Below are 24,090 nucleotides of genomic sequence, written 5' to 3' on the forward strand. Positions count from 1 at the left end.
TGGACAGACTCGGCGCAAGCTGTTTATCGTGATCCCCACAAGAAGGCCTGACGGGGGCATGCCCCGATCCGGCCCGCGCTTTCACACGAAAAACCGGGAGGAATAGAGATGAAGACAAGGCTTCTGGCCGCTACGGCGGTTGCGGCGCTGGCTCAGGCCGGTGCGGCTTCGGCACAGTCGAACGAACTCACCCTCTGCTGGGCGGCCTGGGATCCGGCGAACGCCCTTGTGGAACTGTCCAAGGATTTCGAGACCCAGTCGGGCATCAAGATGAATTTCGAATTCGTCCCGTGGCCGAATTTCGCGGACCGGATGCTCAACGAACTCAACTCGGGCGGGCAGCTGTGCGATCTACTGATCGGGGACAGCCAGTGGATCGGCGGCGGGGCCGAGAACGGGCATTACCTGAAACTGAACGAGTTCTTCGATGCCAACGGCATCAGCATGGACGATTTCGCCCCCGCCACGGTCTATGCCTATTCGACATGGCCCAAGGGCACGCCGAACTATTACGCCCTTCCGGCGATGGGCGATGCGAACGGCTGGTTCTACCGCAAGGACTGGTTCGCGCGGCCCGAGATCCAGGCCGATTTCAAGGCCAAGTATGGCCGCGACCTTGCCGAGCCCAAGACCCAGCAGGAACTGCTTGAAATCGCGCAGTTCTTCCAGGGGCGCGAGATCGACGGGCAAAAGGTCTACGGCGCCTCGATCTTCACCGAGCGCGGGTCCGAAGGCATCACCATGGGCGCGACCAGCTCGCTTTACGCCTTCGGCTTCAAATACGAGAACACCCCCGGCAAGTATGACATGGAGGGGGCCGTGAACTCGGCCGATGCCGTGGCTGGGCTCGAGTTCTACAAGGAGCTTTACAAGACCGCGACGCCTCCGGGCTATGACAACGCCTATATGGAACAGTCGCTCGACGCGTTCAAATCGGGTCAGGTGGCGATGGCGATGAACTGGTTCGCCTTCTTCCCCGGCCTTTATGCCGACCCGAACACCGGCGGCGACAAGATCGACTTCTTCGTGAACCCCGGCCAGAAGGTTCAGGCCTCGACGCTGGGCGGACAGGGGATTTCGGTCGTCAACTACTCGGACAACATCGACGGCGCGCTGCAATACATCAAATGGTTCGCCCAACCCGATGTGCAGAAGAAATGGTGGTCGATGGGCGGCTATAGCTGCCACAAGGCCGTGCTGGACGATCCGGGCTTTGCCGCCTCGGCCCCGTTTGCGGGTGACTTCCTGCAGGCGATGGCAGGGGTGCAGGACTTCTGGCAGGAACCGGCCTATGCCTCGTTGCTGCTGGCGATGCAGGAGCGGCTGCACAACTATGTGGTTGCCGACCAGGGCACCGCGCAAGAGGCGCTTGACGGTCTGATCAAGGATTGGACCGAAGTGTTCGAGGACGAAGGCAAACTCTGACCCCTGGCGCGCGCCCCGGACCTGCGGGGCGCGTGACAGCCTGAACAACCCCTTCCCCGCCCGCGGGGAAGGGGGCCAAGGCCCCAACCCTGCGGCCACCCTGCCCTGCCCGTTCCGCCCAGACCGTTCTGCCCAGCCCGTTCCGCACCCCGCATTGCCGCCCCGCATCGAAGCCCGCATCGAAGGATGCCCCATGCCCAACCCCATCGAAGCCGCAGCCAGTGCAACGCCCCGTGCCGTCGCCCGCCGCATCCGCGGCCTTTCGGACCGGACCATTGCCTGGCTTTTCGTGGCGCCCACCATCTTCCTGCTGCTGGCGATCAACATCTTTCCGCTGATCTGGACAGTGCGGCTTTCCTTTACCAACTTTGCCGCCAACAAGCCCAATGCCGAGGTGAAGTGGGTCGGCCTGCGGAACTATATCCGCATCCTGACCGATGACGGCATCTGGGCCAACATGCAGACGACCGCGCATTTCCTGCTGTGGACGCTGTTCTTCCAGGTGGTGCTGGGCTTCACCCTTGCCTGGCTGATCAACCGCAAATTCAAGGGCAACGACCTTCTGACCACGCTGATCGTGCTGCCGATGATGCTGTCGCCCGCCGTGGTCGGCAACTTCTGGACCTTTCTTTACCAGCCCCAGATCGGTCTGGTGAATTACGTGGTCGAAGTCGTCACCGGCACGCCCGCGTCGAGCTTCTCGATGCTGGGGCCGGGCGGTCTGGCGAAATGGTCCATCGTGATCGTCGATACATGGATGTGGACGCCCTTCGTGATGCTGATCTGTCTGGCCGGGCTGCGGTCGATCCCCGATTACATCTACGAGGCGGCCGAGGTCGACCGCGCCAGCAAATGGCGGCAGTTCTGGACGCTGACGGTGCCGATGGTGCTGCCCTTCCTGATGCTGGCCGTGCTGTTCCGCGGCATCGAGAATTTCAAGATGTTCGACATGGTCGTGCTGCTTACGGGCGGCGGGCCGGGGAACGAGACGCTGCTCGCCTCGATCGACCTCAAGCGCGAGGCGTTCGAGAAGTGGCGCACGGGCTATTCCTCGGCCTATGCGATCATCCTGTTCGTGACCGTCTTCGGCCTTGCCTCGATCTATGTCAAAGCCCTGAACAAGGTGAAGGAAAGATGAGCGCCTATTCCATCACCGAACCGACCCGCCGGTCGAAATGGGTCGCGGCCCTGCTGGTGACGCTTTACACCGTCATCACCTTGCTGCCGCTGGTCTGGATCATCTCGACCGGGTTCAAATCGGGTCAGGATTCGATCAGCTACCCGCCCAAGGTGGTGTTCCAGCCCTCGCTCGAGGGATATGTGAACCTGTTCACCACGCGCACCCGCGTCTCGTCGGACGAGTTCGGGAACCTGCCCCCGCCGGCCACATGGTATGACGAGATCGTCCGCGATCAGGGCATGGTGATCGCGGGGCCAAGCCGCTTTGGCGAGCGGTTCCTCAATTCGGTCATCATCGGCTTCGGGTCGACCTTCTTGTCGATCGTGCTGGGCACGCTGGCCGCCTATGCCTTCTCGCGGTTCAAGGTGCCGCTGAAGGATGACCTGCTGTTCTTCATCCTGTCGACGCGGATGATGCCGCCCATCGCGGTCGCGATCCCGATCTTCCTGATGTATCGCAGCCTTGGCCTGTCGGACACGCATCTGGGCATGATCCTGCTTTATACGGCGGTGAACATCAGCCTTGCCGTCTGGCTGCTGAAAGGCTTCATCGACGAGATCCCGCGCGAATACGAAGAGGCCGCGCTGATCGACGGCTACACGCGCTTTCAGGCCTTCCGCAAGGTGGTGCTGCCGCAGGCGGCGACGGGGATCGCCTCGACCGCCATCTTCTGCCTGATCTTCGCGTGGAACGAATATGCCTTTGCCGTGCTGCTGACATCGGGCACGGCGCAGACCGCACCGCCCTTCATTCCCACGATCATCGGCGTGGGCGGTCAGGACTGGCCCGCGGTGGCTGCGGGGGCGACGATCTTCCTGCTGCCGGTGATGATCTTCACCATCCTGCTGCGCAAGCATCTGTTGCGCGGGATCACATTCGGCGCGGTGCGGAAATGAGCGTGCAATCCTTCGGCCAAGACTTGCGGGATCGATCCTTCTGCGAAGGATCGGCAACGCGCGGGGGTCGATCCTTCGCAAAAGGATCGGGGCGCGATTTTTCGCGGAAAGATCGGGGGGCGGCAGCGTGAGCAAGTTCATCAACGGTCTTTTCCGCCTGCGCCGCGGCCCGTGGGAGGCGCTGGCCACCGCCCTGATCGCGCTGGGGGTCTTCATGCTGATGCAACCCTTTGCGCTTGCGCTTTACACCTGGTCCTTCCTCGTCACGCTGGCGGGAACGGTCATGTTCATCATCGTCTCGCATTTTCCGGAATAGTCATGGCCGAAATCGTCATCCGCGACCTTCGCAAGGAATTCGGCAGCTTCACTGCGGTGAAAGGGTCGTCCTTCACCATCCGTGACGGCGAATTCTTCATGCTGCTCGGCCCTTCGGGCTGCGGCAAGACCACGACGCTGCGCATGATCGCGGGGCTGGAGTTGCCCACCAGCGGCCAGATCCTGATCGACGGCGAGGATGTGAGCCAGCGCCCCGCCAGCCAGCGCGACATCGCGATGGTGTTCCAGATGTTCGCGCTTTACCCGCATATGAACGTGCGCAAGAACATCAGCTATCCGCTGGTGAGCCAGGGCGTGCCCCGCGCGCAGGTGCAGGCCAAGGTGGCCGAGGTGGCGCGCATTCTGGGCATCGAAAGCATCCTCGACAAGCCCGTGGGCGGGCTGTCGGGCGGCGACAGGCAGCGCGTGGCGCTGGGGCGGGCCATCGTGCGCAACCCCAAGGCCTTCATGATGGACGAACCCCTTGGCGCGCTGGATGCCGAATTCCGCGAGCATATGGCCGAGGAATTGCGCGCCCTGCACGACCGGATGAAGGCGACCACCGTCTATGTCACGCATGACCAGCTGGAAGCCATGCAGATGGGCGACAAGATCGTGGTGATGAACCACGGCGTGGTCGAGCAGTTCGGAACTCCGCAAGACATCTACGACCATCCGGCGACGATGTTCGTGGCCGATTTCATCGGCTCTCCGGCGATGAATTTCCTGCGCTTCGAGGGCAAGGTGATCCCCGGCGACCAGAGCGTGGCGCTTGGCGACACGCCGGTCGCCCTGCCCGAGGTGCAGGAAAGCGCCTTCGGGCCGCTGGTGCTGGGCGTGCGGCCCGAGCATGTGTCGCTGACCGATGGCGGGGCCTATCGCGGCGGGATCATCGCGGCGGAATACCTTGGCACGACGCAGATCGTCACGCTGGCAACCCCGCATGGCACGATCAAGGCGCGGGTGCCTTCGGGTCAGGTGGCGCGGGTGGGCGAGCAGCTCGGCCTGTCCTTCCGCGCGGGGTCGCTGTCGCTTTTCGATGCGGCGTCGGGCCGCGCGCTGCGCACGGCGGCGAATGCGGGGGTGCATCATGGCTGAGGTATCGCTGGTCGGCCTGACCAAATCCTATGGCACGAACCGCGCGCTGGCGGATGTGAGCATGACCATTCCCGACGGCGCCTTCGTGGTGCTGCTTGGCCCGACGGGGGCGGGCAAGACCACCACGTTGCGGCTGATCGCGGGGCTTGACCGTCCAGACGCGGGCGATATCCGCATCGCAGGGGCCCCGGTCACCGCCGACACGCCCGCCCAGCGCGATGTGGCGATGGTGTTCCAGCAATATTCGCTCTACCCGCATCTGACCGTGCGCGAGAACCTCGCCTTTCCGCTGCGCTCGCCGGTGCTGAACTGGCCCGAGGCCGAGATCACCCGCAAGGTGGGAGAGGTGGCCGAGGTGCTGCGCATCGCCCACAAGCTTGACAACAAGGCGACACAGCTTTCGGGCGGCGAGATGCAGCGCGTGTCCATCGGGCGGGCGCTGGTGCGCAACCCGCGCATCTACCTGATGGACGAACCGCTCTCGTCGCTCGACGCCAAGCTGCGCGCCGATCTGCGGATCGAGCTGAAGCGCATCCATGCCGAGCTGGGCGCGACCTTCCTTTACGTCACGCATGACCAGATCGAGGCGATGACGATGGCGACCCATGTCGGCGTGCTGGACGCGGGCCGTCTTGTGCAGTTCGGCACCCCGCGCGAGATCTACGAGAACCCCGTCTCGGCCTATGTCGCCAGCCGTCTGGGCCAGCCGCGCATCAACCTTTTGCCCGCCGATGCCTTCGGCCCCGCCCCGGCGGGCGCGGTGCAGATCGGCCTGCGGCCGGAACATGTGCGCATCGGAGAGGGCCAGCCCGCCACCGTGCGCCGCGTCGAGCGGCTTGGCGACCAGACGCGCCTGCACCTGACGATGGGCCCGCACGAGATCGTCACCCTGACCGACCCGCACACCGCCCTTGCGGCGGGCGCGCAGATTTCCATCCGTCCCGACACCCCGCTTTGGTTCGACGCCAGCGGCAACCGCACCTGAGGAGACGCCATGAAGCAGTTCATGAACAGCAAGGAGACGCTTGTCACCGAGGCGATCGACGGGCTTTTGCGCACATCGGGCGGCACGCTCGCGCGGCTCGACGGCTATCCGCATATCAAGGTCGTCGTGCGCAGCGACTGGGACAAGGCCAAGGTGGCGCTGGTCTCGGGCGGGGGATCGGGGCACGAACCGTCGCACGCGGGGTTCGTCGGGCGCGGCATGCTGACGGCGGCGGTCTGCGGCGACGTCTTTGCCAGCCCCTCGGTCGATGCCGTTCTGGCGGGGATTCTGGCCGTGACGGGCAAGGCGGGCTGCCTGCTGATCGTCAAGAACTACACGGGCGACAGGCTGAACTTCGGCCTTGCCGCCGAACGGGCGCGGGCCTTCGGGCTGAAGGTGTCGATGGTGATCGTCGATGACGACGTGGCCCTGCCCGACCTGCCGCAGGCGCGCGGCGTGGCGGGGACGCTGTTCGTGCACAAGATCGCCGGGGCGCTGGCCGAGGGGGGGGCGGATCTCGACACCGTCACCGCCGCCGCGCAAGCCGCGATCAGGGGGGCGATTTCCATCGGCATGTCGCTTGATACCTGCACCGTTCCGGGCAGCCCGAAAGAGGACCGCATCGGCGCGGGCAAGGCCGAGCTGGGCCTTGGCATCCACGGTGAGGCCGGGGTCGAGCAGGTCGATTTCGCGGGCGCCCGTGCGGCGATGGGCATGGTGACCGAACGGCTTGGCCCCCATATGGGCGCGGGCGAGCATGTGGCGCTTTTGAACAACCTTGGTGCGACCACCCCGCTCGAGATGAGCATTCTGGCCGAGGAACTGGCCCGTTCGCCCATCGGCGCGCGCATCCGCTGGATGATCGGGCCTGCGGCGCTGATGACCTCGCTCGACATGCACGGCTTTTCCGTCTCGCTGCTTCCGGTCGATGCGGCGCAGGTGGCGGCGCTGGCCGCACCCGTCGGGCCGCATGCCTGGCCGGGCCTTGCCGAACTGGCCGCCGTGCAGGTGCGCCCCCTGCCCGACGGGCTGGCCCCGATCCAGCCGGTGCCTTCGGCGCATCCGGCGCGGCGGGCGCTGCTGGAACGCTGCTGCGACGCGCTGATCGCCTGCGAAGCGGACCTGAACGCGCTCGATGCGAAATCGGGCGATGGCGATACGGGCAGCACGCTGGCAGGGGCGGCGCGGGCGCTCAAGGCGGCGCTCGACCGGTTGCCGCTGGCCGATCCGACGCAGCTTTACCGCGCCATCGGCAACGAGTTGAGCCAGACGATGGGCGGATCCTCGGGCGTGCTGCTGGCGATTTTCTTCGCGGCGGCGGGCGATGCCTCGGCATCGGGAAAGACGCTGACGGGGGCGCTGCTGGCGGGTCTTGACCGCGTGATGCAGGTGGGCGGTGCCGCGCCGGGCCACCGGACGATGATCGACGCGCTGGCCCCTGCGCTGGCGGCCTTGCCGCAAGGGCTGGCCGCCGCCGCCGCCGCCGCCCGCGCGGGGGCCGACGGCACGGCAGGCATGACGCGGGCCAAGGCGGGGCGGGCCTCGTACCTGTCGGCCGACAAGCTTGCCGGGTTCAACGATCCGGGGGCCGAGGGCGTGGCGCGGCTGTTCCGGACCCTTGCCACGGGATAGCCGCCCCTCTGGCACCGCTTGCCCCGCTTGCGGCTTTCCCCTGCCCCCCTTGCCAGTCGGGGGGCAATCCTGAACAGTCGGGCGACCGGCGGGGGGAACCATGACGATCCTGAAACTGCGCATCCTGTTCGACGAGGCGATGATCGGGCCGGGCAAGGCCGAATTGCTGGGCCTGATCCGCGACACGGGGTCGATCTCGGCCGCGGGGCGGGCGATGGGGATGAGCTACAAGCGCGCGTGGATGCTGGTCGAGGAGATGAACGCGGCCTTTGCCGAACCGCTGGTCTTTAGCGCGCGTGGCGGGCAGGGCGGCGGCGGCGCGCGGCTGACGGCGACGGGCGAAACCGTGCTGGCGCTCTACGCCGAGATCCTGACCCTTGCCGCCACCGCCGCCGCGACCCCGCTTGCCGCACTCGAGGGCCTGCTGCGCCCGCGCGGGCAAAGCGATAGCGCCGACGGGAAATAACGCTTGCCAAAGGTGCCACGCTCCGCTTGTTATGTTTTCACGAACATAACGAACGGGTTTCCCATGCGCCCCATGCGCCCTACCCTCCTTGCCTCTGGCCTGATGCTGGCTCTGTTGACCGTCACCCCCGCCCGCGCCGAGGAGGTGGTGGTCTTTGCCGCAGCCTCGCTCAAGACCGCGCTCGATGCGGTGGCCGCCGATTTTCAGGCCCAGACGGGTGACACGGTGACGATCAGCTACGCCGGGTCCAACGCGCTGGCCAAACAGATCCTCGAGGGCGCGCCCGCCGACATCTTCGTTTCCGCCGCGACGAACTGGATGGACGAGGTCGAGAAGGCCGGATTGCTGCGCCCCGACACGCGCCGCGACCTGCTTGGCAACAGCCTTGTTCTGGTCGCGCATGGCAGCGATGCGCCAGCCGTCGAGATCGGGCCGGGGCTGAACCTTGCGGCCCTGCTGGGCGATGGCAAGCTGTCGATGGGCATGGTCGATTCGGTCCCTGCGGGGCAATACGGCAAGCAATCGCTGGAATCGCTGGGCCTCTGGCCTTCGGTCGAAGGCGCGGTCGCGCAATCCGAGAACGTGCGCGCCGCCCTTGCGCTGGTCGCGGCGGGCGAGGCGCCCTTGGGCATCGTCTATGCCACGGATGCGGTGGCCGAACACGGCGTCAGCGTCATCGGCACCTTTCCCGAAGACAGCCACAAGCCGATCCTTTACCCTGCCGCCCTGCTTGCCAGCGCCGCCGATGCCGCCGACACGGCCTTTTTCGAGGCGTTGTCCTCGGATGCGGCGCGTGCGACGTTCACCGCGCAGGGCTTTACCCTGCCCCGCTGAGCCGCCCGCAAAGGAGCGCCATGTTCGACCCGCTGACAGCCGAGGAGTGGCGCGCCGTGGCCCTGTCGCTGCGCGTCTCGTTCTGGGCGACGGCGGTCAGCCTGCCCTTGGGCATCCTTGTCGCCTATGCGCTGGCGCGCTGGCGCTTCTGGGGGCGCGAGGTGCTGAACGGGCTGGTCCACCTGCCGCTGATCCTGCCGCCCGTGGTGACGGGCTATCTGCTGCTTGTCACCTTCGGGCGCAGGGGCAGCGTCGGGGCCTATCTTGACCAGTGGTTCGGCATCGTCTTTGCCTTTCGCTGGACGGGGGCGGCGCTGGCTGCGGCGATCATGGCCTTTCCGCTGATGGTCCGCGCCATCCGCCTTGCCATCGAGGCGGTGGACCCGAGGCTGGAACAGGCGGCCTCGACCCTTGGCGCGGGGCGGGTCTGGGTCTTTGCCACGGTGACCCTGCCGCTGATCCTGCCCGGCATCCTTGCCGGGGCGATCCTTGCCTTTGCCAAGGCGATGGGGGAATTCGGCGCGACGATCACCTTTGTGTCGAACATTCCGGGCCAGACGCAAACCCTGCCCTCGGCCATCTATGCGGCACTTCAGGTGCCGGGGGGCGAGACGCAGGCGCTGCGCCTGGTGCTGGTGTCGATCACCGTGGCGATGGCGGCGCTGCTGGTTTCGGAATGGGTCAGCCGCAAGGTGGCAAAACGGATTTCCGGCGCATGAGCCTGAGCGTCGATCTTCACCACCGGTTCGACGGTTTCACCCTGTCGGCCCGCTTTGACGTTCCGCAGGGGGTGACGGTTCTTTTCGGCAAATCGGGGGCGGGGAAATCCACGGTGATTTCCGCCGTGGCGGGCCTGTTGCGGCCGGATCGCGGGCGCATCCTGCTTGACGGGGTGACGCTGCTTGACACCGATGCGCGGATTGCCCTGCCGCCGCACCGCCGCCGCATCGGCTATGTGTTTCAGGACGGCAGGCTGTTTCCGCATCTGACCGTTCGGCAGAACCTGCTTTACGGGCGCTGGTTCGCCCCGTCTTCGGCGGGGCCTGCCGACCGCCCTGCCTTTGACCGCATCGTCGATCTGCTGGGCATCGCGCCCTTGTTGCACCGCCGCCCCGGATTGCTGTCGGGGGGCGAGAAGAGCCGCGTTGCCATCGGGCGGGCGATCCTGTCGAACCCGCGCCTCTTGCTGATGGACGAGCCGCTCGCCGCGCTGGACGAGGCGCGCAAGGCCGAGATCCTGCCCTATCTGGAACGGCTGCGCGACGAGTTGCGCCTGCCCATCCTTTACGTCAGCCATTCGCTGGCCGAGGTCGCGCGGCTTGCCACCACGGTTGTCCTGCTCGATGCGGGCAAGGTGCTTGCCACCGGACCCGCGGCCGAGGTGCTGGCCGACCCTTCGGTCGCGCCGCTGGTCGGGCTGCGCAACGCGGGGGCGATCCTGACCGCCCGCCTTGCCGCGCATGAAGCCGATGGCCTGTCGCGGCTGGACAGCTCGGCCGGGCCGATCCTGCTGCCGCGTCTGTCGCAGCCGCTGGGGTCCGTGCTGCGGTTGCGGATACTGGCGCAGGACGTGATGATCGCGACCGAAGCCCCCAAGGGGATTTCGGCGCTGAACATCCTGCCCTGCCGCATCAGCGCCATCCATATCGGCGACGGGCCGGGGGCCATCGTGCAGCTTGCCGCCGGAGAGGACATGCTGATCGCCCGCATCACGCGCCGTTCGGTGCAAAGCCTGAAGCTTACGCAGGGGGCCGCCGTGTTCGCCGTGCTGAAGGCCGTGTCGGTGGCACAGGAAAACGTGGGTTTCGGCCAGCCCTAGCGTGGGTCGGGCGCGGGTTTGGTGCGGGTTTGGCGCGGGCCGCTCTAGCCGCGCGACCATTTCAGCCAGACGGTCGGGCGCATCTGGTCGGCGGCCAGAAAGGTCCGCGCGGAAAAGACCGGAACCGTGCCGCCCTGAACCGGTGACAGCCCCCAATCCGGCTCGAGCGAGGTCGCATCCAGACTGCCCGCCCAGACGCCCGCCTGAAGGGCAGGCAGATACCGGTCGCCCGCGTCGTCAAAGCCGCGCTGCCGCGCCATCGCCCGCAACAGCGCCACCGCCTCGGCATCGAGGTCGGCCAGCAGGCCGCGCCCCAAGGTCACGGCACTGCGTTCGACCAGACGCTCGATCGCGTGGCGGCAAAAGCTGGCGCGCGTGATCGTGACAAGAACCTGCCCCCTGTCGCAGCGCAGGCCGATCCGCGAATAGACCAGCGCCTCTTCGGCAAAGACCTCTTCCGCCTCTTTCCGCGTCCGCACCTCGCGGTGGTTGCGGGTGTAAAGGGTGATCCGGCTGCCATCGGGCGCACGTTCGGCCCGCACCACCCCGCGCGCGGCGGCAGAGCGCGCGGCCATGCGCTGCATCGCCTTGGCATTGGGGCGCATTCCCGCCGCCGCCGCAAAGAGGGTGCAAAGCGCCGCCTCGTCGCGCTGCGCATCGGCCATCGCCTGCCTCGCCAACCCCCGCTTGAGCGAGGCGCGGATCGAGGCGGCCGTGGCGAAATCATTGTGCTGGATCTGCATCGGAACGTCCTTTCATGGGGGCGGAATGAAAAGCTTTCGTCTCTGCTCCGACTTTATCTGCTATGGGTGGCAGAAGCTGTCACGGATCGTTAACATGTCCTTCACCAAGGCTTTCGACCTGCTCCGCCTCGCCGAAATGGCGACGGCGCGCTATTCCGGCGTCGGGCTTGCCGACATCGAAGAGGAATTCGGCGTCGACCGGCGCACCGCGCAGCGGATGACCAAGATGCTGGAAGAGGTGTTTTCCAACTGCACCACCCGCACCGATGACGAGCGGCGCAAATACTGGAAGCTCGACAGCAACGCCGCGCGGCTGATGCTGGCGCAGGGCATCCGCGACAGCGAGCTTGCGGCCATCGAAATCAGCATCCGCCGCGCCGAACGCGACGGCGCCACGAACGAGGTGCGGGCGCTGCGTTCGCTGCGCGACCGGCTTCTGGCCAATATGGCCCGCCCCCATGCCCGCCGCGCCGAAAGCGATGCCGAAGCGGTGCTCGAGGCTTACGGCTTCGCCTCGCGCCCCGGCCCGCGCGTGCGCACCGAGGCCATGATCCTCGACACGGTCGCCGCCGCGCTCAAGGGGCCGCATCTGCTGACCATCGTCTATGCGGGCGGCAGCAAGCCGGGCGGGGCCGAACGGGTGGTCGAACCCTACGGGATGCTTCTGGGCACGCGCCGCTATCTGGTGGCCAAGGTCACGGGGGGCAACGGGCGGTTGCAGCACTTCCGCCTTGACCGGATCACCGGGGCGCGGCTGGAAGCCAGCTCTTTTGCCCGCGACCCCGACTTCAACCTCGAGGCCCATGCCGCCCGCGCCTTTGGCAGCTACCACGCCGAAGAGGAATATGCCGAAACCGTCTGGCGCTTTTCGCCCAAGGCCGCCCCCGTCGCGCGCGAGTTCATCTTTCACCCGCTGCAACAGGTGACCGAGGACGCAGACGGCAGCCTTACCGTGCGCTTTGCCGCCTCGGGCCATCTGGAAATGGCATGGCACCTTTACCTCTGGGGCGATGCGGTCGAGGTTCTGGCCCCCGACCGGCTGCGCCGGATGGTGCAGGGCTTCCAGCGCAGCGACTTTCCGGCCCTGCCCTAGGCTGTCACCACGGGTGGCCACCGGACGGGGGTTTCATGCGCCAAAGCCGCAGGTCTTCCCACATCCGCAGGGGCAGATCGCGGAACACGCGCCGCACATAGCGGCCCCCCAGCCTGTCGCCGATCAGGTCCGCGACCAGCCCGAGCGCGACGGCGGAAGGCTCGCGCCCGAAGTGCCGGGAAAAGCCTAGGATCGCCGGGTCCTGCGCCAGATGCCGGACAAGTGCTGCCTGCGGGCCGGACAGGTCGGACAGGTCGCCTGCAAGCAGCCGGTCGCCCAGAACATCCCAGCGCAGCGTCGCGAAAAGGTCGCGGATCTCCTCGGGCGGCAGGGGTGCGGCGGGCGGCGGCCCGAAGCTTTGGACGGCGTCATGGTCGAACCGCCCGCGCCCGCCCCCTTCGGAGGCTTGGGAAAAATGGCCGCTCGGGCGCGGCATGGGCCGGATGCTTTCGGAGCGGAGGGACAGCGAACGCCCCATCCTGTCGGGCAGATCATAGGATTCGTACGCGACATCCATCGAGCAAGCGATATCGGCGCGTTCCTGCATCATCACGCGCGCGCCGGACTGCATCAGCGGCACCTTGCGTTGCTGCGCCATGCCTTCGACGGCCACCCCCGCCACATCGACAAGGATCAGGCTGGTGCGATGGGTGCAAAGCCCGTGGGCGCGGGCCAGGGCCTCGGCCCCGTCTGCGGGAAAGAGCGGCAGCGAGAGGGCGGCGGCGTAACGCCCGATGGCATCGCAAGGGCGCAGTTCCATCGCGTCGGACCATTCCGCCACGATCTCGACCCCGCCGCGCAGCGCCACGATCCGCGTGGCCGCGCCATCTTCCAGCGTCCCCGTGACCGCCGCGCCCTTGCGGCGCAGGGCTGACAGGGCCAGCGACAGGCTTGCCGCCACATCATCGCCCGCCGCATAGAAAAGCTGCCCCCCCGTCATGGCGCACAACTGGCCGATGTTGGCGTCAAGACTGCCCGCCCCGACAAGGATCGCGCTGACCCGCGCCTTGGAAGCCGCGAGTTCGTCAACCGTATGCGCCCAGGTCTGGCCATCGGTCAGCACCAGAATGTCGCTTGCCCCCGACCGCAGCACCGCCCTTACGGCCTCTGCCAGTTCGGTGCCGCCATCGGGCGGTGCCAGCGCCTGCACCAGCCCCGCCGCCGCCGGCCCCGTGGCGGCCCCCAGCGGGGTGCAGCGCGTCCCGAATTGCCACAGCGCGATGCGGTCTGCCGCCCTGACGCGGCCAAGTTCCAGCCGCAAGCCGTCGCGCATCGCCTCCCACAGGGTCAGGCCGCGCGGGCCGCTGGCGCGGCTGTCGGTCGATCCCGAGCGATCCACCAGCACCGCAAGATCGAGCCTATCCGGCCCGCCCGCAGCGGCATGGCCACCAAGGGGCCGCAGGTCAAGCCGCACCTGCCGCCCGTCGGCGGCGATGCCGTGGTGCAGCCCGAAGCCGCCGCCCTGCACCTGCAACTCGATGGCCGCATCAAGCGCGATCTCGACCGCCTCGCCCAGCGCCTGCCCGCGCAGCATGGCCTGCCCCGCGTCGACCGTCACCGAAAGCCGCGCCATGTGGCGAAGCTGCGCGCTTGCCGTCAAGTCATCGACCGGCGCAAGCGGCGAGGCACCGTAAAGCTGGCCCACCGTGACCGGCAGGCGCATCCACGGCCCGCCGACAGCGGGCGACAGCGGCATGACCGCCGTCAGTTCGACCTCGACCTCGGCCCCGGCCGCCAGATTGCCGACCGACAGCGCGTGAACCCCGCGCAGCACTTCCTCGTGCAGGACGGCCAGCTTTCCCGCGTCGAGCGCGCCTTCGTAATCGTCGCGGGCTTCATGCTTGGGCTTTGCCACCGCTTGCAGCACGCGGCCATCCACCACCGCGCGCAGCCCCGTCACCACCGCGTCGAAGCCGACGGGCAGGGTCAGGACCGCTTCGATGGGCAGCGCCTCGGCGTTGCGGAAGCGGCGGCGCGTCGTGACGGTTGCCAAGCCCGCCACGACCGCCACCGAAATCGCGGTATCGACCAGCGGCACGGGCGCGGGTTGCCCGTCCCGAAACACCGTCAATCCGTCGTGGACCGTGCCGAGCGCATGGCCGAATGCCGTAATGTCCATTCCCTAATCCTTTGCAACATAGGCCCTCAGTGCCGCTTCGACGGCGTTCAGGACCGCTTCGATGTCGATCGCTTCCGGTGCAATTCCCGGATCCACCCGCAATTCGACGCCCCCCGCCTGAAGGATCGGCACGGCATCGTCGAAGGCCATCAGGACCTTGATCGAGCCGGGCTTCATCCCCATCCGGTGCAGCGCCAGATACCGCTGGCCTTGCAGGACATGCGTCTCGTCATAGCCATCCGCCGCGCGTCCGGTCTTGGCCGCCGGGGGAAGTATCCCCTCGGCGATCAGGAAGCGGATCTGTCGCGCCGGAACGCCAAGACGTTCGGCAAGGTCATTCAAGGTCATGTCGGGCTCCAACGAGACATGAAGTATGTCGCGTTTCTTGGTCTTTCAAGAGAACGTGACAAAATATTTGTCTTGATCGTCGCAGCCGTGCAAGCCTTAACTAATCGGGGGATGCGACAGATTCTGGCACCCTTGGCATCTATTCATTAACCAAGGGCAGAATCGCCCCTTTGCCACAGCCCATTTCAGGAGGCACCCTTGCCCCCCTTCCGCTTCATCCATTCCGCCGACCTGCACCTTGGCCGCCGTTTCGGCACCTTTCCCGAAGACCTGCGCGGCCGTCTGGTCGAGGCGCGGCATTATTCCATCACCGGCCTTGCCCTTGCGGCGCAGGCCTTCGACGCCCGCCACATCCTGCTGGCCGGAGATGTCTTTGACAGCGAAACCCCGACCGATCCGGTCTGGCGTCAGGCCCTGACCGCGATGGGCGCCGACCCCGCGCTGCACTGGTGGATCATCCCCGGCAACCATGACAGCCTTGCAGCCGAGGCGCTTTGGTCGCGCATCCGCCAGCAGGCCCCCGCCAATGTGCATCTGCTTGACGACATCGAACCCGTCGAGATCGAGGCGGGCGTGTTCCTGCTGCCCGCCCCCGCGCCGCGCCGCTATCCGGGCCGCGACCTGACCGCGCATATGCCCGCCGTGGAAACCGACCCGCGCGCGCTGCGGATCGGGCTGGCCCACGGGTCGATCCAGAACTTCTCCGAAGAGGGCGCGCGCGCCGAGGACACCATCCCCCCCGACCGCGCCACGACGGCGCGTCTCGATTACCTTGCGCTGGGGGATTGGCACGGCCATGTCCGCGTGGGCGAGCGCACGTGGTATTCCGGCACGCCGGAACGCGATGCCTTTACCCATGACGGGCGCGGGTCTTGCATCGGCGTTACCCTGACCGCTCCGGGCGCGCTGCCGCAGGTCGAGACGATCCCGATCGGGCAGTTTCACTGGAGCGACGAGATCCTGCCCCTGCTGCCCGGACAGGATGCCGCCGCCGCCCTTGCCGCATTGCTGCCGCCTGACCGCGCCGCGCGCCGCGACCATCTGATGCGCATCGGCGTGCAGGGCCGCGCCACGCTGTCGGAACGCTCGGCCCTTGCCGAAGCGGCGGCTGCGGTCGAGGCCGACTTCGCCTTTTTCGCGCTTGACCTGTCGGGCCTTGCGACCGAGATCGAGGCGACCGACCTTGACCAGATCGACCGCGCGGGCGCGCTGCGCCTTGCCGCCGACCAGTTGCGGCAGCGCGCCGACGACAGCGCCCTTGACGGCGAAAGCCGCCGCACCGCCGCCGCCGCCCTCAACCGCCTATACGGCTATCTGCGCGAGGATCGGGCATGAAACTCGTCTCCATCGAACTTTCGGACATGCGCCGCTTTGTCACCCCCGCCCGCATCGACGCGATCGGGCCGGGGCTGAACGTGCTGAGCGCGCCCAACGAATTCGGCAAATCGACCCTGTTCGACGCATTGCAGGCGCTGTTCTTCCAACCCCACCGCTCGCGCTCGCGCGAGATCACGGGGTTGAAGCCGCATGTCGGCGGCGCGCCGCAGATCACCGTCGAGGTCGACTTGCCCGAGGGCCGCCACACCCTGTCGAAACGCTGGCTGACCAAGCCGCAAGCCACCGTGCATCGCGGCACCACCCTTGTCGCGCAGGCGGACGAGGCCGAGGCCTTCATCTCGCGCCTTGTGCAGTCGGATGGCGAGGGCGGGCCGGCGGGGCTTTTGTGGGTGCGTCAGGGCCTGACACGGCTCGAGGGCGAATCCGAGACAGCGAAAGAGCGCGAAACCGCCAAGGCGGCGCGGCGCAACCTGATGACCTCGGTCGCGGGCGAGGTGGAAAGCCTGACGGGGGGCCGCCGCATGGACCGCGCCCTGTCGCGCACGCGCGAGGATCTGGCGCGCTACCTGACCAATACGGGCCGCCCCCTCAAGGGGGGGCCGCTGGCCGAGGCGGAAGCGGCGGTGAACGACCTTGCCACCCGCAAGGCCGAACTGGAGTCCACGGCCCGCCAGTTGTCGGACGCGCTGACCCGTCGCCGCGAGGTGGCGAAACTGCTGGCCAGCCTGACCGACCCGCAAGAGGTCGAAACCCGCCAGACCCGTCTGGCCGAAGCCACCCGCCGCCTTGACGAGGCCAAGCGCCATGCCGAAACGCTCGGGGCCGCCGCAAGCGCCCTGCGCGGGGCGACGCTTGAGGAAAAGGCGCTTGCCGACAGGCTGGCCGCCCTGCAGCGCGCGCAGGCCGACCGCGACCTTGCCGCCGCCGCCCTGACCACGGCGCAAGCCGCCGCCGGGGCGGCACGGCAAGCAACGGGCGTGGCCGAAGCCGCACTTGCCCCCCTTGCCGCCGCATTGGCCGCCGCCCGCGCCGGGCGCAGCGCCGCCGATGCCGTGCTGAACGAGGCCCTGCGCGCCGAGGCCGCCCGCTCTGCCGCCGCGCGCCGCGCCGAACTGGCACGGCGCATCGCCGAGGTGCAGGACCTGACCGCGCGCCGCGCCCCCCTTGCCCGCGCCGCAGCCACAGGGCCCACGGCACGGGACCTGACCGATCTGCAAGCCCTGCAACACGAGGTCGAGGTGCAGCGCGCCCTGCGCGACCGCAGCGCCCCGCAGATCCGCTTCCACCACACGGGCGACCGCCGCGTCACCCGCGACGGCACCGCTTTGGGCGACGACACGCTTCCCGTCGTGCAGGAAACCCGCTTCGACATGCCCGGCTTGGGCCATTTCATCCTGTCCCCCGGTGCGGGCAAGGACAGCGCCGCGCTCGACCGCGCCGAAACCGCGCTGTCGGCGGCCCTGTCGCGGCTGAACCTGTCCGATCTTGCCGCAGCGCAGGCCCTTGCCGCCGCGCGCGGAGATGCGGCAGCCGCCCTGCGCGACATCGACGCCGCCCTGCTTGCCGCCGCCCCCGACGGGCTTGCGGCGCTTGAAGCAGACTTGGCCGCCCTGCCCGCCCAGATCACGGCCCGCCCCGATCTTCCGGCGGTCGACGTGGCGCAGGCCGCGGCCCAGACCGCCGCCGCCGCGCTTGACCTTGCCCAGACCGCGCATGATGCCGCCCGGGCCGAGGCCGAGCGTCTGCGTCTTGCCGATGCCAGCGCCAGCGTCACCGCCAAGGCCGCGCAAACCGCGCTTTCCGTTGCGGAACAGGCGCTTGCCGGGTTGGGCGACAGCTCGCAAGCGGGCCTTGCCGCCGATCTGGCCGCGGCGGCGCAGCGTCTGGCCCTTGTCCGCGAGCGGCATGATGCCCTGCTGGCCGATGCGCCCGACCTGACCGCCGCCGAAGCCGCCCTTACCCGCGCGCGCTCGGTCACCGACAGCGCCGCGACCGAGGTCCAGCGGTTGCAGACCGAACGCGCCTCGCTCGACACGCTGATCGACCTGCGGTCAGGCGCGGGGGTGATGGAGGAACTGGCCGACACCGCCGCGCGCCTTGTCGCGGCGGAAACCACGCTGGCCCATATCCGCTTCGAGGTGGCGGTGTTGCAGGAGCTTGCCCGCAGCCTCGAATCCGCGCGCGATCAGGCCCGCGACCGCTATTTCGAACCCGTCCTGACCGAACTGCGCCCGCTTCTGCGCGCGCTTTGGCCCGATGCCGAACTGCGTTTCGACGGCGAAAGCCTGCTGCCCACCGCGCTTGTGCGCGACGGGCGCGAAGAGCCGCTGTCGATCCTGTCGGGCGGCACGCAGGAACAGATCGCGCTGCTGGTCCGGCTGGCCTTTGCCCGCCTGCTCGCGGCACGCGGCACCCACGCCCCGATCATCTTCGACGACGCGCTGGTCTATACCGACGACGACCGGATCGAGAAAATGTTCGACTCGCTGCACGCGATGGCGGGCGACCAGCAGATCATCGTCCTGAGCTGCCGCCAGAGGGCCTTCAGGGATCTGGGCGGGACGGCGTTGCAGGTTGTCCACGCCCGGCACCCGCTGGGATGACAACGATCGTTACGGGCATATGAACAACACGGTGCAGTATCGCCTGTTCGACACCGCCGTGAACGGCTTTGTTGTCGCGGAATGTGGCTTTTCTGCTGCGCGGTCGGATATCCGCATCTCAAATGTGCGCCGCACGGGGGGCGGTTGATCGCGATTTCAACGATCCGCGCGCTGAAGGGGTGGCCCGGCTGCGCCCGTGCAGCCGCTGCCAAGGCAGGGGTCATGCCGCTGATCCGCAGCCTTGCCGTGGAATGGGGACCGGAGGGCATTCTGTGCAACAGGGTCGCTCCCGGTCCGATTGGCGGCACCGAAGGCGTCAAGCGGCTGCATGAAGAAACCGGCCAGTCCACCGCCCAGTCCATTGGCCAGTCCATTGGGCTACCGGCGGGGCGTCCCGGGCGGGCCGAGGATGTGGCGCAAGCCGCGCTTTACCTGTGCTAGCTGGCGGACAGATAGGCCGCCACTTCGGATCGCAGATCGCGCAGCCTTGCGTTTATCGCTTTCGCAGCGGTTGCGGCGTCTGCGACCTCGCCCGCGCGCGCATCTGCTTCCAGTTTCGCGCAAAGGTCGCCCGTCACCCCGTCTCCGAGATCGCGGCAAGAGGATTTGAGCGTGTGCGCGATGCGGTGCAGGGCCTTTACGTCCATCGCAGCGGCAGCGGTGGTCAATTGATCGGACAGGCTGCCCACCTCGTCAACGAAGCTTTGCAGGATGTCGGCGATCACGAGATCGTCGTCGCCGACGGCATCGCGCATCCGCTGGATCGCTTCGCGGGTCAATCCCATCGCCGCCTCCCTCAGGTTCCCGACGGACGCGGCGCCGTCCGGCGTGTTGCGGCGGCCCGCAAGGCGCGGACCAATTCGCCGATCTCGATAGGTTTGCTCACGTAATCGTCCAATCCGGCCTGTAGATACTTCTCGCGGTCGCCGGCGATGGCATTGGCAGTCAGGGCCACGAAACAGGGCTGGTCGGTTCCGGCCGTCTGCCCCCTGATCTTCGCGGTCGCCTCGATCCCGTCCATGTCGGGCATTTCGATATCCATCAGGATCACGTCAAAGCTGGTCCCTGCTGCAAGCGCGACGGCCTCTTCCCCGCTCGCGGCGAGCATGGGCTCGAAACCCAGTTTCCTCAGGGCCGCCGCGCAGAATTTCCGGTTCGTCGGATGGTCGTCGACAACCAGTATCCGCATCGGAAACTCGTCTGCGAGCCGCTGGTCCGGATGCGGGGCAGCCAAGGCGGCAGCGGGCTTTGCCGCAAGAGCATCGGACCGCAACGCCGATCCGATCACCTCGAGAAGCGCCGAAGGCTTGATCGGCTTCGACAGCAGCCCTGCGAATTCGCCGGCCTCGTCCAGCACGCCGATTTGCGAACGGCTGACATGCAGCGAGCTGGACAGGACCAGTGGCACCATGCGCCCCTGCGGCAGCGCCCTGATCCTGCGGGCCAGTTCGATGCCATCGGTTCGCGGCATCTGCATATCGAGTATGACGATATCGGGCTGTGGCCCGTCGGCAAGCATCCGCAGGGCGGTTTCCGCATCCGGCGCCTCGATCGGTGTCATCCCGAAGGTGCGCAGATGAAGGCCCAGCACCCTGCGGTTGGTGGCATTGTCATCGACGACCATCGCCGTCCGGCCGCCGATCTGCACGGCTGCGGTTGCGCTGTCGCCTTCCGCCGGCGTCTCTTCGGCCAGGCCCAGGGGAAGATCGAAGAAGAACTCGGTGCCGTGCCCGACCTCGGAACGAACCGAAATCTCGCCTCCCATCAATTCGACCAGCCGCTTGGAAATCGCCAGCCCCAACCCCGTCCCGCCATAGCGGCGCGTGGTCGATGCATCGACCTGGCTGAACGATTTGAACAGGCGGTCGAGCCGGTCCGCAGGAATGCCGATCCCTGTGTCGAGGATCTGGAACCGCACGGTCAACTTCCCCGCATCCATCGGCTTGGCCAGGGATACGCGCAGGAAAACCTCGCCTGTCTCGGTGAATTTCACGGCGTTGTTGGTCAGGTTCAGGATGACCTGACGCAATCGCAACGGGTCGCCGACGACCCACCTCGGCTGGTCCGGATCAATCCAGTAGACCAGTTCCAGATCCTTTTCGACGGCCCGCACGCTGATGACGTCAAGCGTTCCCTCGACCGTGGTGAAAAGATCGAAGGGTATCTGCTCGACATCGAAGGCACCGGCCTCGATCTTCGAGAAATCGAGGATGTCGTTGATGACCGACAGCAGCGCTTCGGAGCTTTGGGCGATGGTGCTGCAATAGTCCCGCTGTTCGGCGTCGAGCTTCGTGGCGGACAAAAGCTGCGTCATGCCGATGATGCCGTTCATCGGCGTCCGGATTTCGTGGCTCATCGTGGCGAGGAAATGCGACTTCGCCTCGTTCGCCGCCTCGGCCGCCGTCATGGCGGCGCGAAGCCGGTCCTCGCTTTCGACCGCGTCCGTGATATCGGTCAGGGCAAAGACGACGGCAAGATCGATGCCCGACCCCGAAAGTGGTGCGGCATTCATCGACAGGATCCGGCGCTGGCCATCGGGCCAGAGGATCGTCAGACGCCGGTCCTGCTGGGCAGTCTGGCCGCCCGAAGCGCGGCTTACGGGAAAATCATCGGGCAGGATGGGCTTGCCGTTCAGGTCGGACACCTCGCCTGTCGCCAAAAGGGCGTGCAGCGATGCCCCTGCGGTCACGGGCCGCCCCAAGACCCGCTCCGCTCCGGCATTGGCAAAGACGACCCGCCCCATCCCGTCCACCGCCACGATGCCGGATACCGACGTTTCCATGATCTTCGCCAGCGTGTCGCGTTCGCGCGCAAGGGCCGCTTCCATCGCCTTGGCCGCCGTGATGTCGAGGTTCACGCCGCTTGTCCTGACGGGCTTGCCGCTTGCATCCCATTCGGTCGCCTGCGTGCGGGTCAACACCCAGACCCAATGCCCTTCCCTGTGACGCAGACGGATTTCCGTTTCGATCTGCCATTGACCGGCGGCAAAGGCCTGCGCCTCTTGGCGGTTGAGAAGGTCGATGTCGTCGGGATGAACCAGGGCGATCCAGCGATCCAGCGTCAGCGGATTGAGATCGGCCGCGCGGTATCCGAGGATTTCGGCCCAGCGCTCGCTGATTTCGGTCCGGCCGGTGCGCATGTCATGTTCCCAGGTGCCGACCCGCGCGCCGTCGATCAGCCGTGCCAAGCGCCGCTCTGCCCTGATCTGGGCCGAAATGTCCGCCCCTCCCCCGTGCGCCGGGCCAGCGGTGGCCGCTTCCGTCCCGCTGGCCGAAGCCTCTTCCTGTGCCGGTGGCCTGACCTGCGGCAGCACGAATTGCCTCAACCATCCCTTGCGGCGCGATTTCGGAATGAACTGCACCTCCATGTCGGCGGCCTCGCTTTTCGGCCCCACCACCAGCAACCCGACGAAGATGAACCCAAGCGCGATCCACGCACCGTTCGTCATATGCTCGCCAAGCAGCAGCATGCTCCAGAAGATACCTGCCAGCGTCGTCACATAGGCGGCCTGACTGGCAAAGACCGCCCCAGCGACAAGCACCAGCAGGACGTAAAAGACATAGTTGAACGTATCGACAAGGGTATTGACCAGTATCAGCCAGAAGGCCGGGCCAAGATCGGGGGGCAAGGCGAACAGTTGCCCCTGCGCCAAGGCGATGGGCAGGGTCAGCGCGGCGGAGAGAAGATACATCACGCCCAAGCCGCCGATCGGGCTCATGGTGCTTTGGGGTTCGCGCGCGGCGATGACGATGTCTGTCGCGGCCCAGATGACGGGAATCGAGATCGCGAACAGCACCCAAAGCGATGCGTTCATGCCGTCACCCGTCTCGCGCACCGCGATCAGCACCACCGCTCCGGTAAGCCCGATCAGCAGGCCCATGAACCGCCGCCACGAAGCCTCCTCCATCCGCAGGACGGCGGCGAAAAGAAAGACACACAGCCCCTGAAAGGCAAGGATGATGGACAGGATGATCCCGCTGACCCGCCCCGACGCCTCGAACAGAAAGATCGATCCCACCACGTTCAGAACGGCCCAGACGAAAAGAAAGGAAAGGGTCTGGCGCGTCAGACGTCCCATCTTGCCCTGCAAGGCCGCAAAACCGATGCAGAGGAACCCCGGAAGCAGATCGCCCCAGAAGGACAGACCCGTCGCCATCGGTATCTGCTGGAACAGCAGGGCCGACATCGGGGCCATCATCCCGCCGATGACCCCTGCGAGGATGAGAAGAACGAACCCCTGCGATGTTCTCACGCTTCTGAGCAGCGCACGCTCGCGGTCATAGACCTGAAGCGCCATTTCCGAAAACACGCGGGCCAGACGGCCGACCGAGTCATCGCGCCCGGCCACGGCACCCAGACCGAGGTTCTTCGGGTGGAACGCCTTTTCCTCCATCATCGCTGCCGCCGCCGAGACACGTTCGACCTGCGCGAGGTAGTCGAGTTCCGCATCCCGCAAGCGCTTCTTCTCGATGCAGGCCTCGACCCGCGCGCGGAAGATCGCCGCGCTGAAATCCTTGGGAAGAAAGTCGGCGGCCCCCAGTTCTATGGCCCGCGCGACACTGTCCATGTCGCCGTCCATCCCCGAAATCACCAGAACGGGTATGGCCGACAGCCGCGTATCCGCCCGCATCGCCTCGAGCACCCCGAACCCGTCGAGCCCCGGCATCATGATATCGAGAAGGACAAGATCGACATCGTTGTGGCGCAAGAACTCCAGCGCCGCCTCGCCATCGGGCATCTCGGTCCAATGGTGCCCGAGGTTCCGGACCGCCATCGCCATCTTGCGCCGGCTGCCAGCGCTGTCGTCCACGACAAGCACGTGGCTGTTGAAGGCATCGCTGCTGGCAGTAGCGGTCAATTCAGATCCTACTCTGTCAAATCGGCTCCCTTCGGGTGCCCCTTACACGTCTCCGATTTTGCCGGACCCGGCATTGAAACCGCTGCGCGCGGTGGATTGGGGCATCTTGGGCGTGTCGGGGGTCACGCCGGCAGCGAACCGCACAGGGGCTACGGGAGACGGGGCTGCGCGCCGCAAAGACGGTCCTGCGGCGACGGGCGCGCTGTCGTCAAAGATCAGGACACAGGTCGAAAGCGACATTGAAATCCCGCGAAATCAATCAAAGAAATCTCTGCGGCGACGCCTTGCACCGCCAATGGAAGGACAGGAAAGATCGAATAACTGTGCGAAAGATGAAC

Annotated in this window: 21 protein-coding genes; 16 read left to right on the forward strand and 5 right to left on the reverse strand. The window is 67.0% G+C overall.

The genetic code is table 11. The features are described from left to right. The first annotated feature begins 108 nt into the window (after positions 1-108). The 11 genes from H7F16_RS00770 to modC all read left to right on the forward strand — a co-directional run bounded on the left by H7F16_RS00770 (position 109) and on the right by modC (position 10,650). A complete protein-coding gene (locus H7F16_RS00770) occupies positions 109-1,425 on the forward strand; it encodes an ABC transporter substrate-binding protein (RefSeq protein ID WP_185795650.1) in 1,317 nt (438 codons plus the stop codon). A 193-nt stretch (positions 1,426-1,618) separates the two neighbouring features. After that, complete coding sequence (locus tag H7F16_RS00775) at positions 1,619-2,563, forward strand: carbohydrate ABC transporter permease (protein ID WP_185795651.1); 945 nt, start codon at positions 1,619-1,621, stop codon at positions 2,561-2,563. Then, positions 2,560-3,501, forward strand: coding sequence for a carbohydrate ABC transporter permease (locus tag H7F16_RS00780; protein ID WP_185795652.1), 942 nt, complete (start codon positions 2,560-2,562; stop codon positions 3,499-3,501). The genes H7F16_RS00775 and H7F16_RS00780 overlap by 4 nt, the downstream gene beginning before the upstream one ends. A 127-nt stretch (positions 3,502-3,628) precedes the next feature. Beyond that, the gene (locus H7F16_RS00785) at positions 3,629-3,817 is read left to right on the forward strand and encodes a hypothetical protein (protein ID WP_185795653.1); all 189 of its coding nucleotides are present in this window, start codon (positions 3,629-3,631) and stop codon (positions 3,815-3,817) included. A 2-nt stretch (positions 3,818-3,819) separates the two neighbouring features. Further along, a complete protein-coding gene (locus tag H7F16_RS00790) occupies positions 3,820-4,914 on the forward strand; it encodes an ABC transporter ATP-binding protein (protein ID WP_185795654.1) in 1,095 nt (364 codons plus the stop codon). Next, the gene (locus H7F16_RS00795) at positions 4,907-5,899 is read left to right on the forward strand and encodes an ABC transporter ATP-binding protein (RefSeq protein ID WP_185795655.1); all 993 of its coding nucleotides are present in this window, start codon (positions 4,907-4,909) and stop codon (positions 5,897-5,899) included. Before H7F16_RS00790 ends, H7F16_RS00795 begins: the two co-directional genes overlap by 8 nt. 9 nt (positions 5,900-5,908) lie before the next feature. Further along, positions 5,909-7,531 (forward strand): dihydroxyacetone kinase subunit DhaK, encoded by a 1,623-nt coding sequence (locus tag H7F16_RS00800; protein ID WP_185795656.1) that lies wholly within the window; start codon positions 5,909-5,911, stop codon positions 7,529-7,531. A 100-nt stretch (positions 7,532-7,631) separates the two neighbouring features. Further along, positions 7,632-7,997 (forward strand): winged helix-turn-helix domain-containing protein, encoded by a 366-nt coding sequence (locus H7F16_RS00805; protein WP_241741109.1) that lies wholly within the window; start codon positions 7,632-7,634, stop codon positions 7,995-7,997. Between the two features lie 72 nt (positions 7,998-8,069). Then, entirely contained in the window at positions 8,070-8,831 is a 762-nt protein-coding gene (gene modA, locus H7F16_RS00810; RefSeq protein ID WP_185795657.1) for a molybdate ABC transporter substrate-binding protein, read from the forward strand. A gap of 20 nt (positions 8,832-8,851) precedes the next feature. Then, positions 8,852-9,550, forward strand: a complete 699-nt coding sequence (gene modB / locus H7F16_RS00815) for a molybdate ABC transporter permease subunit (RefSeq protein WP_185795658.1) — start codon at positions 8,852-8,854, stop codon at positions 9,548-9,550. Further along, on the forward strand, positions 9,547-10,650 hold the full coding sequence (modC, locus tag H7F16_RS00820) for a molybdenum ABC transporter ATP-binding protein (RefSeq protein ID WP_185795659.1): 1,104 nt from the start codon (positions 9,547-9,549) through the stop codon (positions 10,648-10,650). The genes modB and modC overlap by 4 nt, the downstream gene beginning before the upstream one ends. 44 nt (positions 10,651-10,694) lie before the next feature. Here the strand turns inward: modC and H7F16_RS00825 are convergent, their stop codons facing one another. After that, positions 10,695-11,393 (reverse strand): hypothetical protein, encoded by a 699-nt coding sequence (locus tag H7F16_RS00825; protein WP_185795660.1) that lies wholly within the window; start codon positions 11,391-11,393, stop codon positions 10,695-10,697. A 25-nt stretch (positions 11,394-11,418) separates the two neighbouring features. On the opposite strand from H7F16_RS00825, the gene H7F16_RS00830 reads away from it, so the two are divergent. Further along, on the forward strand, positions 11,419-12,486 hold the full coding sequence (locus H7F16_RS00830; protein WP_241741113.1) for a helix-turn-helix transcriptional regulator: 1,068 nt from the start codon (positions 11,419-11,421) through the stop codon (positions 12,484-12,486). Positions 12,487-12,490: 4 nt separating this feature from the next. Here the strand turns inward: H7F16_RS00830 and H7F16_RS00835 are convergent, their stop codons facing one another. Beyond that, positions 12,491-14,605, reverse strand: a complete 2,115-nt coding sequence (locus tag H7F16_RS00835) for a VIT domain-containing protein (protein WP_185795661.1) — start codon at positions 14,603-14,605, stop codon at positions 12,491-12,493. A 3-nt stretch (positions 14,606-14,608) separates the two neighbouring features. Further along, positions 14,609-14,953 (reverse strand): MerR family transcriptional regulator, encoded by a 345-nt coding sequence (locus tag H7F16_RS00840; RefSeq protein ID WP_185795662.1) that lies wholly within the window; start codon positions 14,951-14,953, stop codon positions 14,609-14,611. Positions 14,954-15,151: 198 nt separating this feature from the next. Here H7F16_RS00840 and H7F16_RS00845 point away from each other — a divergent pair, with 198 nt between their 5' ends. Genes H7F16_RS00845 through H7F16_RS00855 form a run of 4 tightly spaced genes read left to right on the forward strand, consistent with a single transcriptional unit; the run spans position 15,152 to position 19,335 of the window. Then, positions 15,152-16,288: a metallophosphoesterase family protein gene (locus H7F16_RS00845; protein ID WP_185795663.1), complete on the forward strand. Its 1,137-nt coding sequence runs from the start codon at positions 15,152-15,154 to the stop codon at positions 16,286-16,288. Further along, complete coding sequence (locus tag H7F16_RS00850) at positions 16,285-18,894, forward strand: AAA family ATPase (RefSeq protein WP_185795664.1); 2,610 nt, start codon at positions 16,285-16,287, stop codon at positions 18,892-18,894. Before H7F16_RS00845 ends, H7F16_RS00850 begins: the two co-directional genes overlap by 4 nt. 19 nt (positions 18,895-18,913) lie before the next feature. Continuing rightward, complete coding sequence (locus H7F16_RS19940; RefSeq protein ID WP_338401933.1) at positions 18,914-19,042, forward strand: hypothetical protein; 129 nt, start codon at positions 18,914-18,916, stop codon at positions 19,040-19,042. Further along, complete coding sequence (locus H7F16_RS00855) at positions 19,039-19,335, forward strand: SDR family oxidoreductase (protein WP_338401934.1); 297 nt, start codon at positions 19,039-19,041, stop codon at positions 19,333-19,335. Before H7F16_RS19940 ends, H7F16_RS00855 begins: the two co-directional genes overlap by 4 nt. Here the strand turns inward: H7F16_RS00855 and H7F16_RS00860 are convergent. Then, positions 19,332-19,679 (reverse strand): Hpt domain-containing protein, encoded by a 348-nt coding sequence (locus H7F16_RS00860; RefSeq protein ID WP_185795666.1) that lies wholly within the window; start codon positions 19,677-19,679, stop codon positions 19,332-19,334. The two genes, H7F16_RS00855 and H7F16_RS00860, sit on opposite strands and share 4 nt — an antisense overlap. A gap of 11 nt (positions 19,680-19,690) precedes the next feature. Beyond that, a complete protein-coding gene (locus H7F16_RS00865; RefSeq protein ID WP_185795667.1) occupies positions 19,691-23,752 on the reverse strand; it encodes a response regulator in 4,062 nt (1,353 codons plus the stop codon). Positions 23,753-24,090: the final 338 nt, after the last annotated feature.

It is taken from the genome of Paragemmobacter straminiformis, from assembly GCF_014243445.1.
GTDB lineage: Bacteria > Pseudomonadota > Alphaproteobacteria > Rhodobacterales > Rhodobacteraceae > Paragemmobacter > Paragemmobacter straminiformis.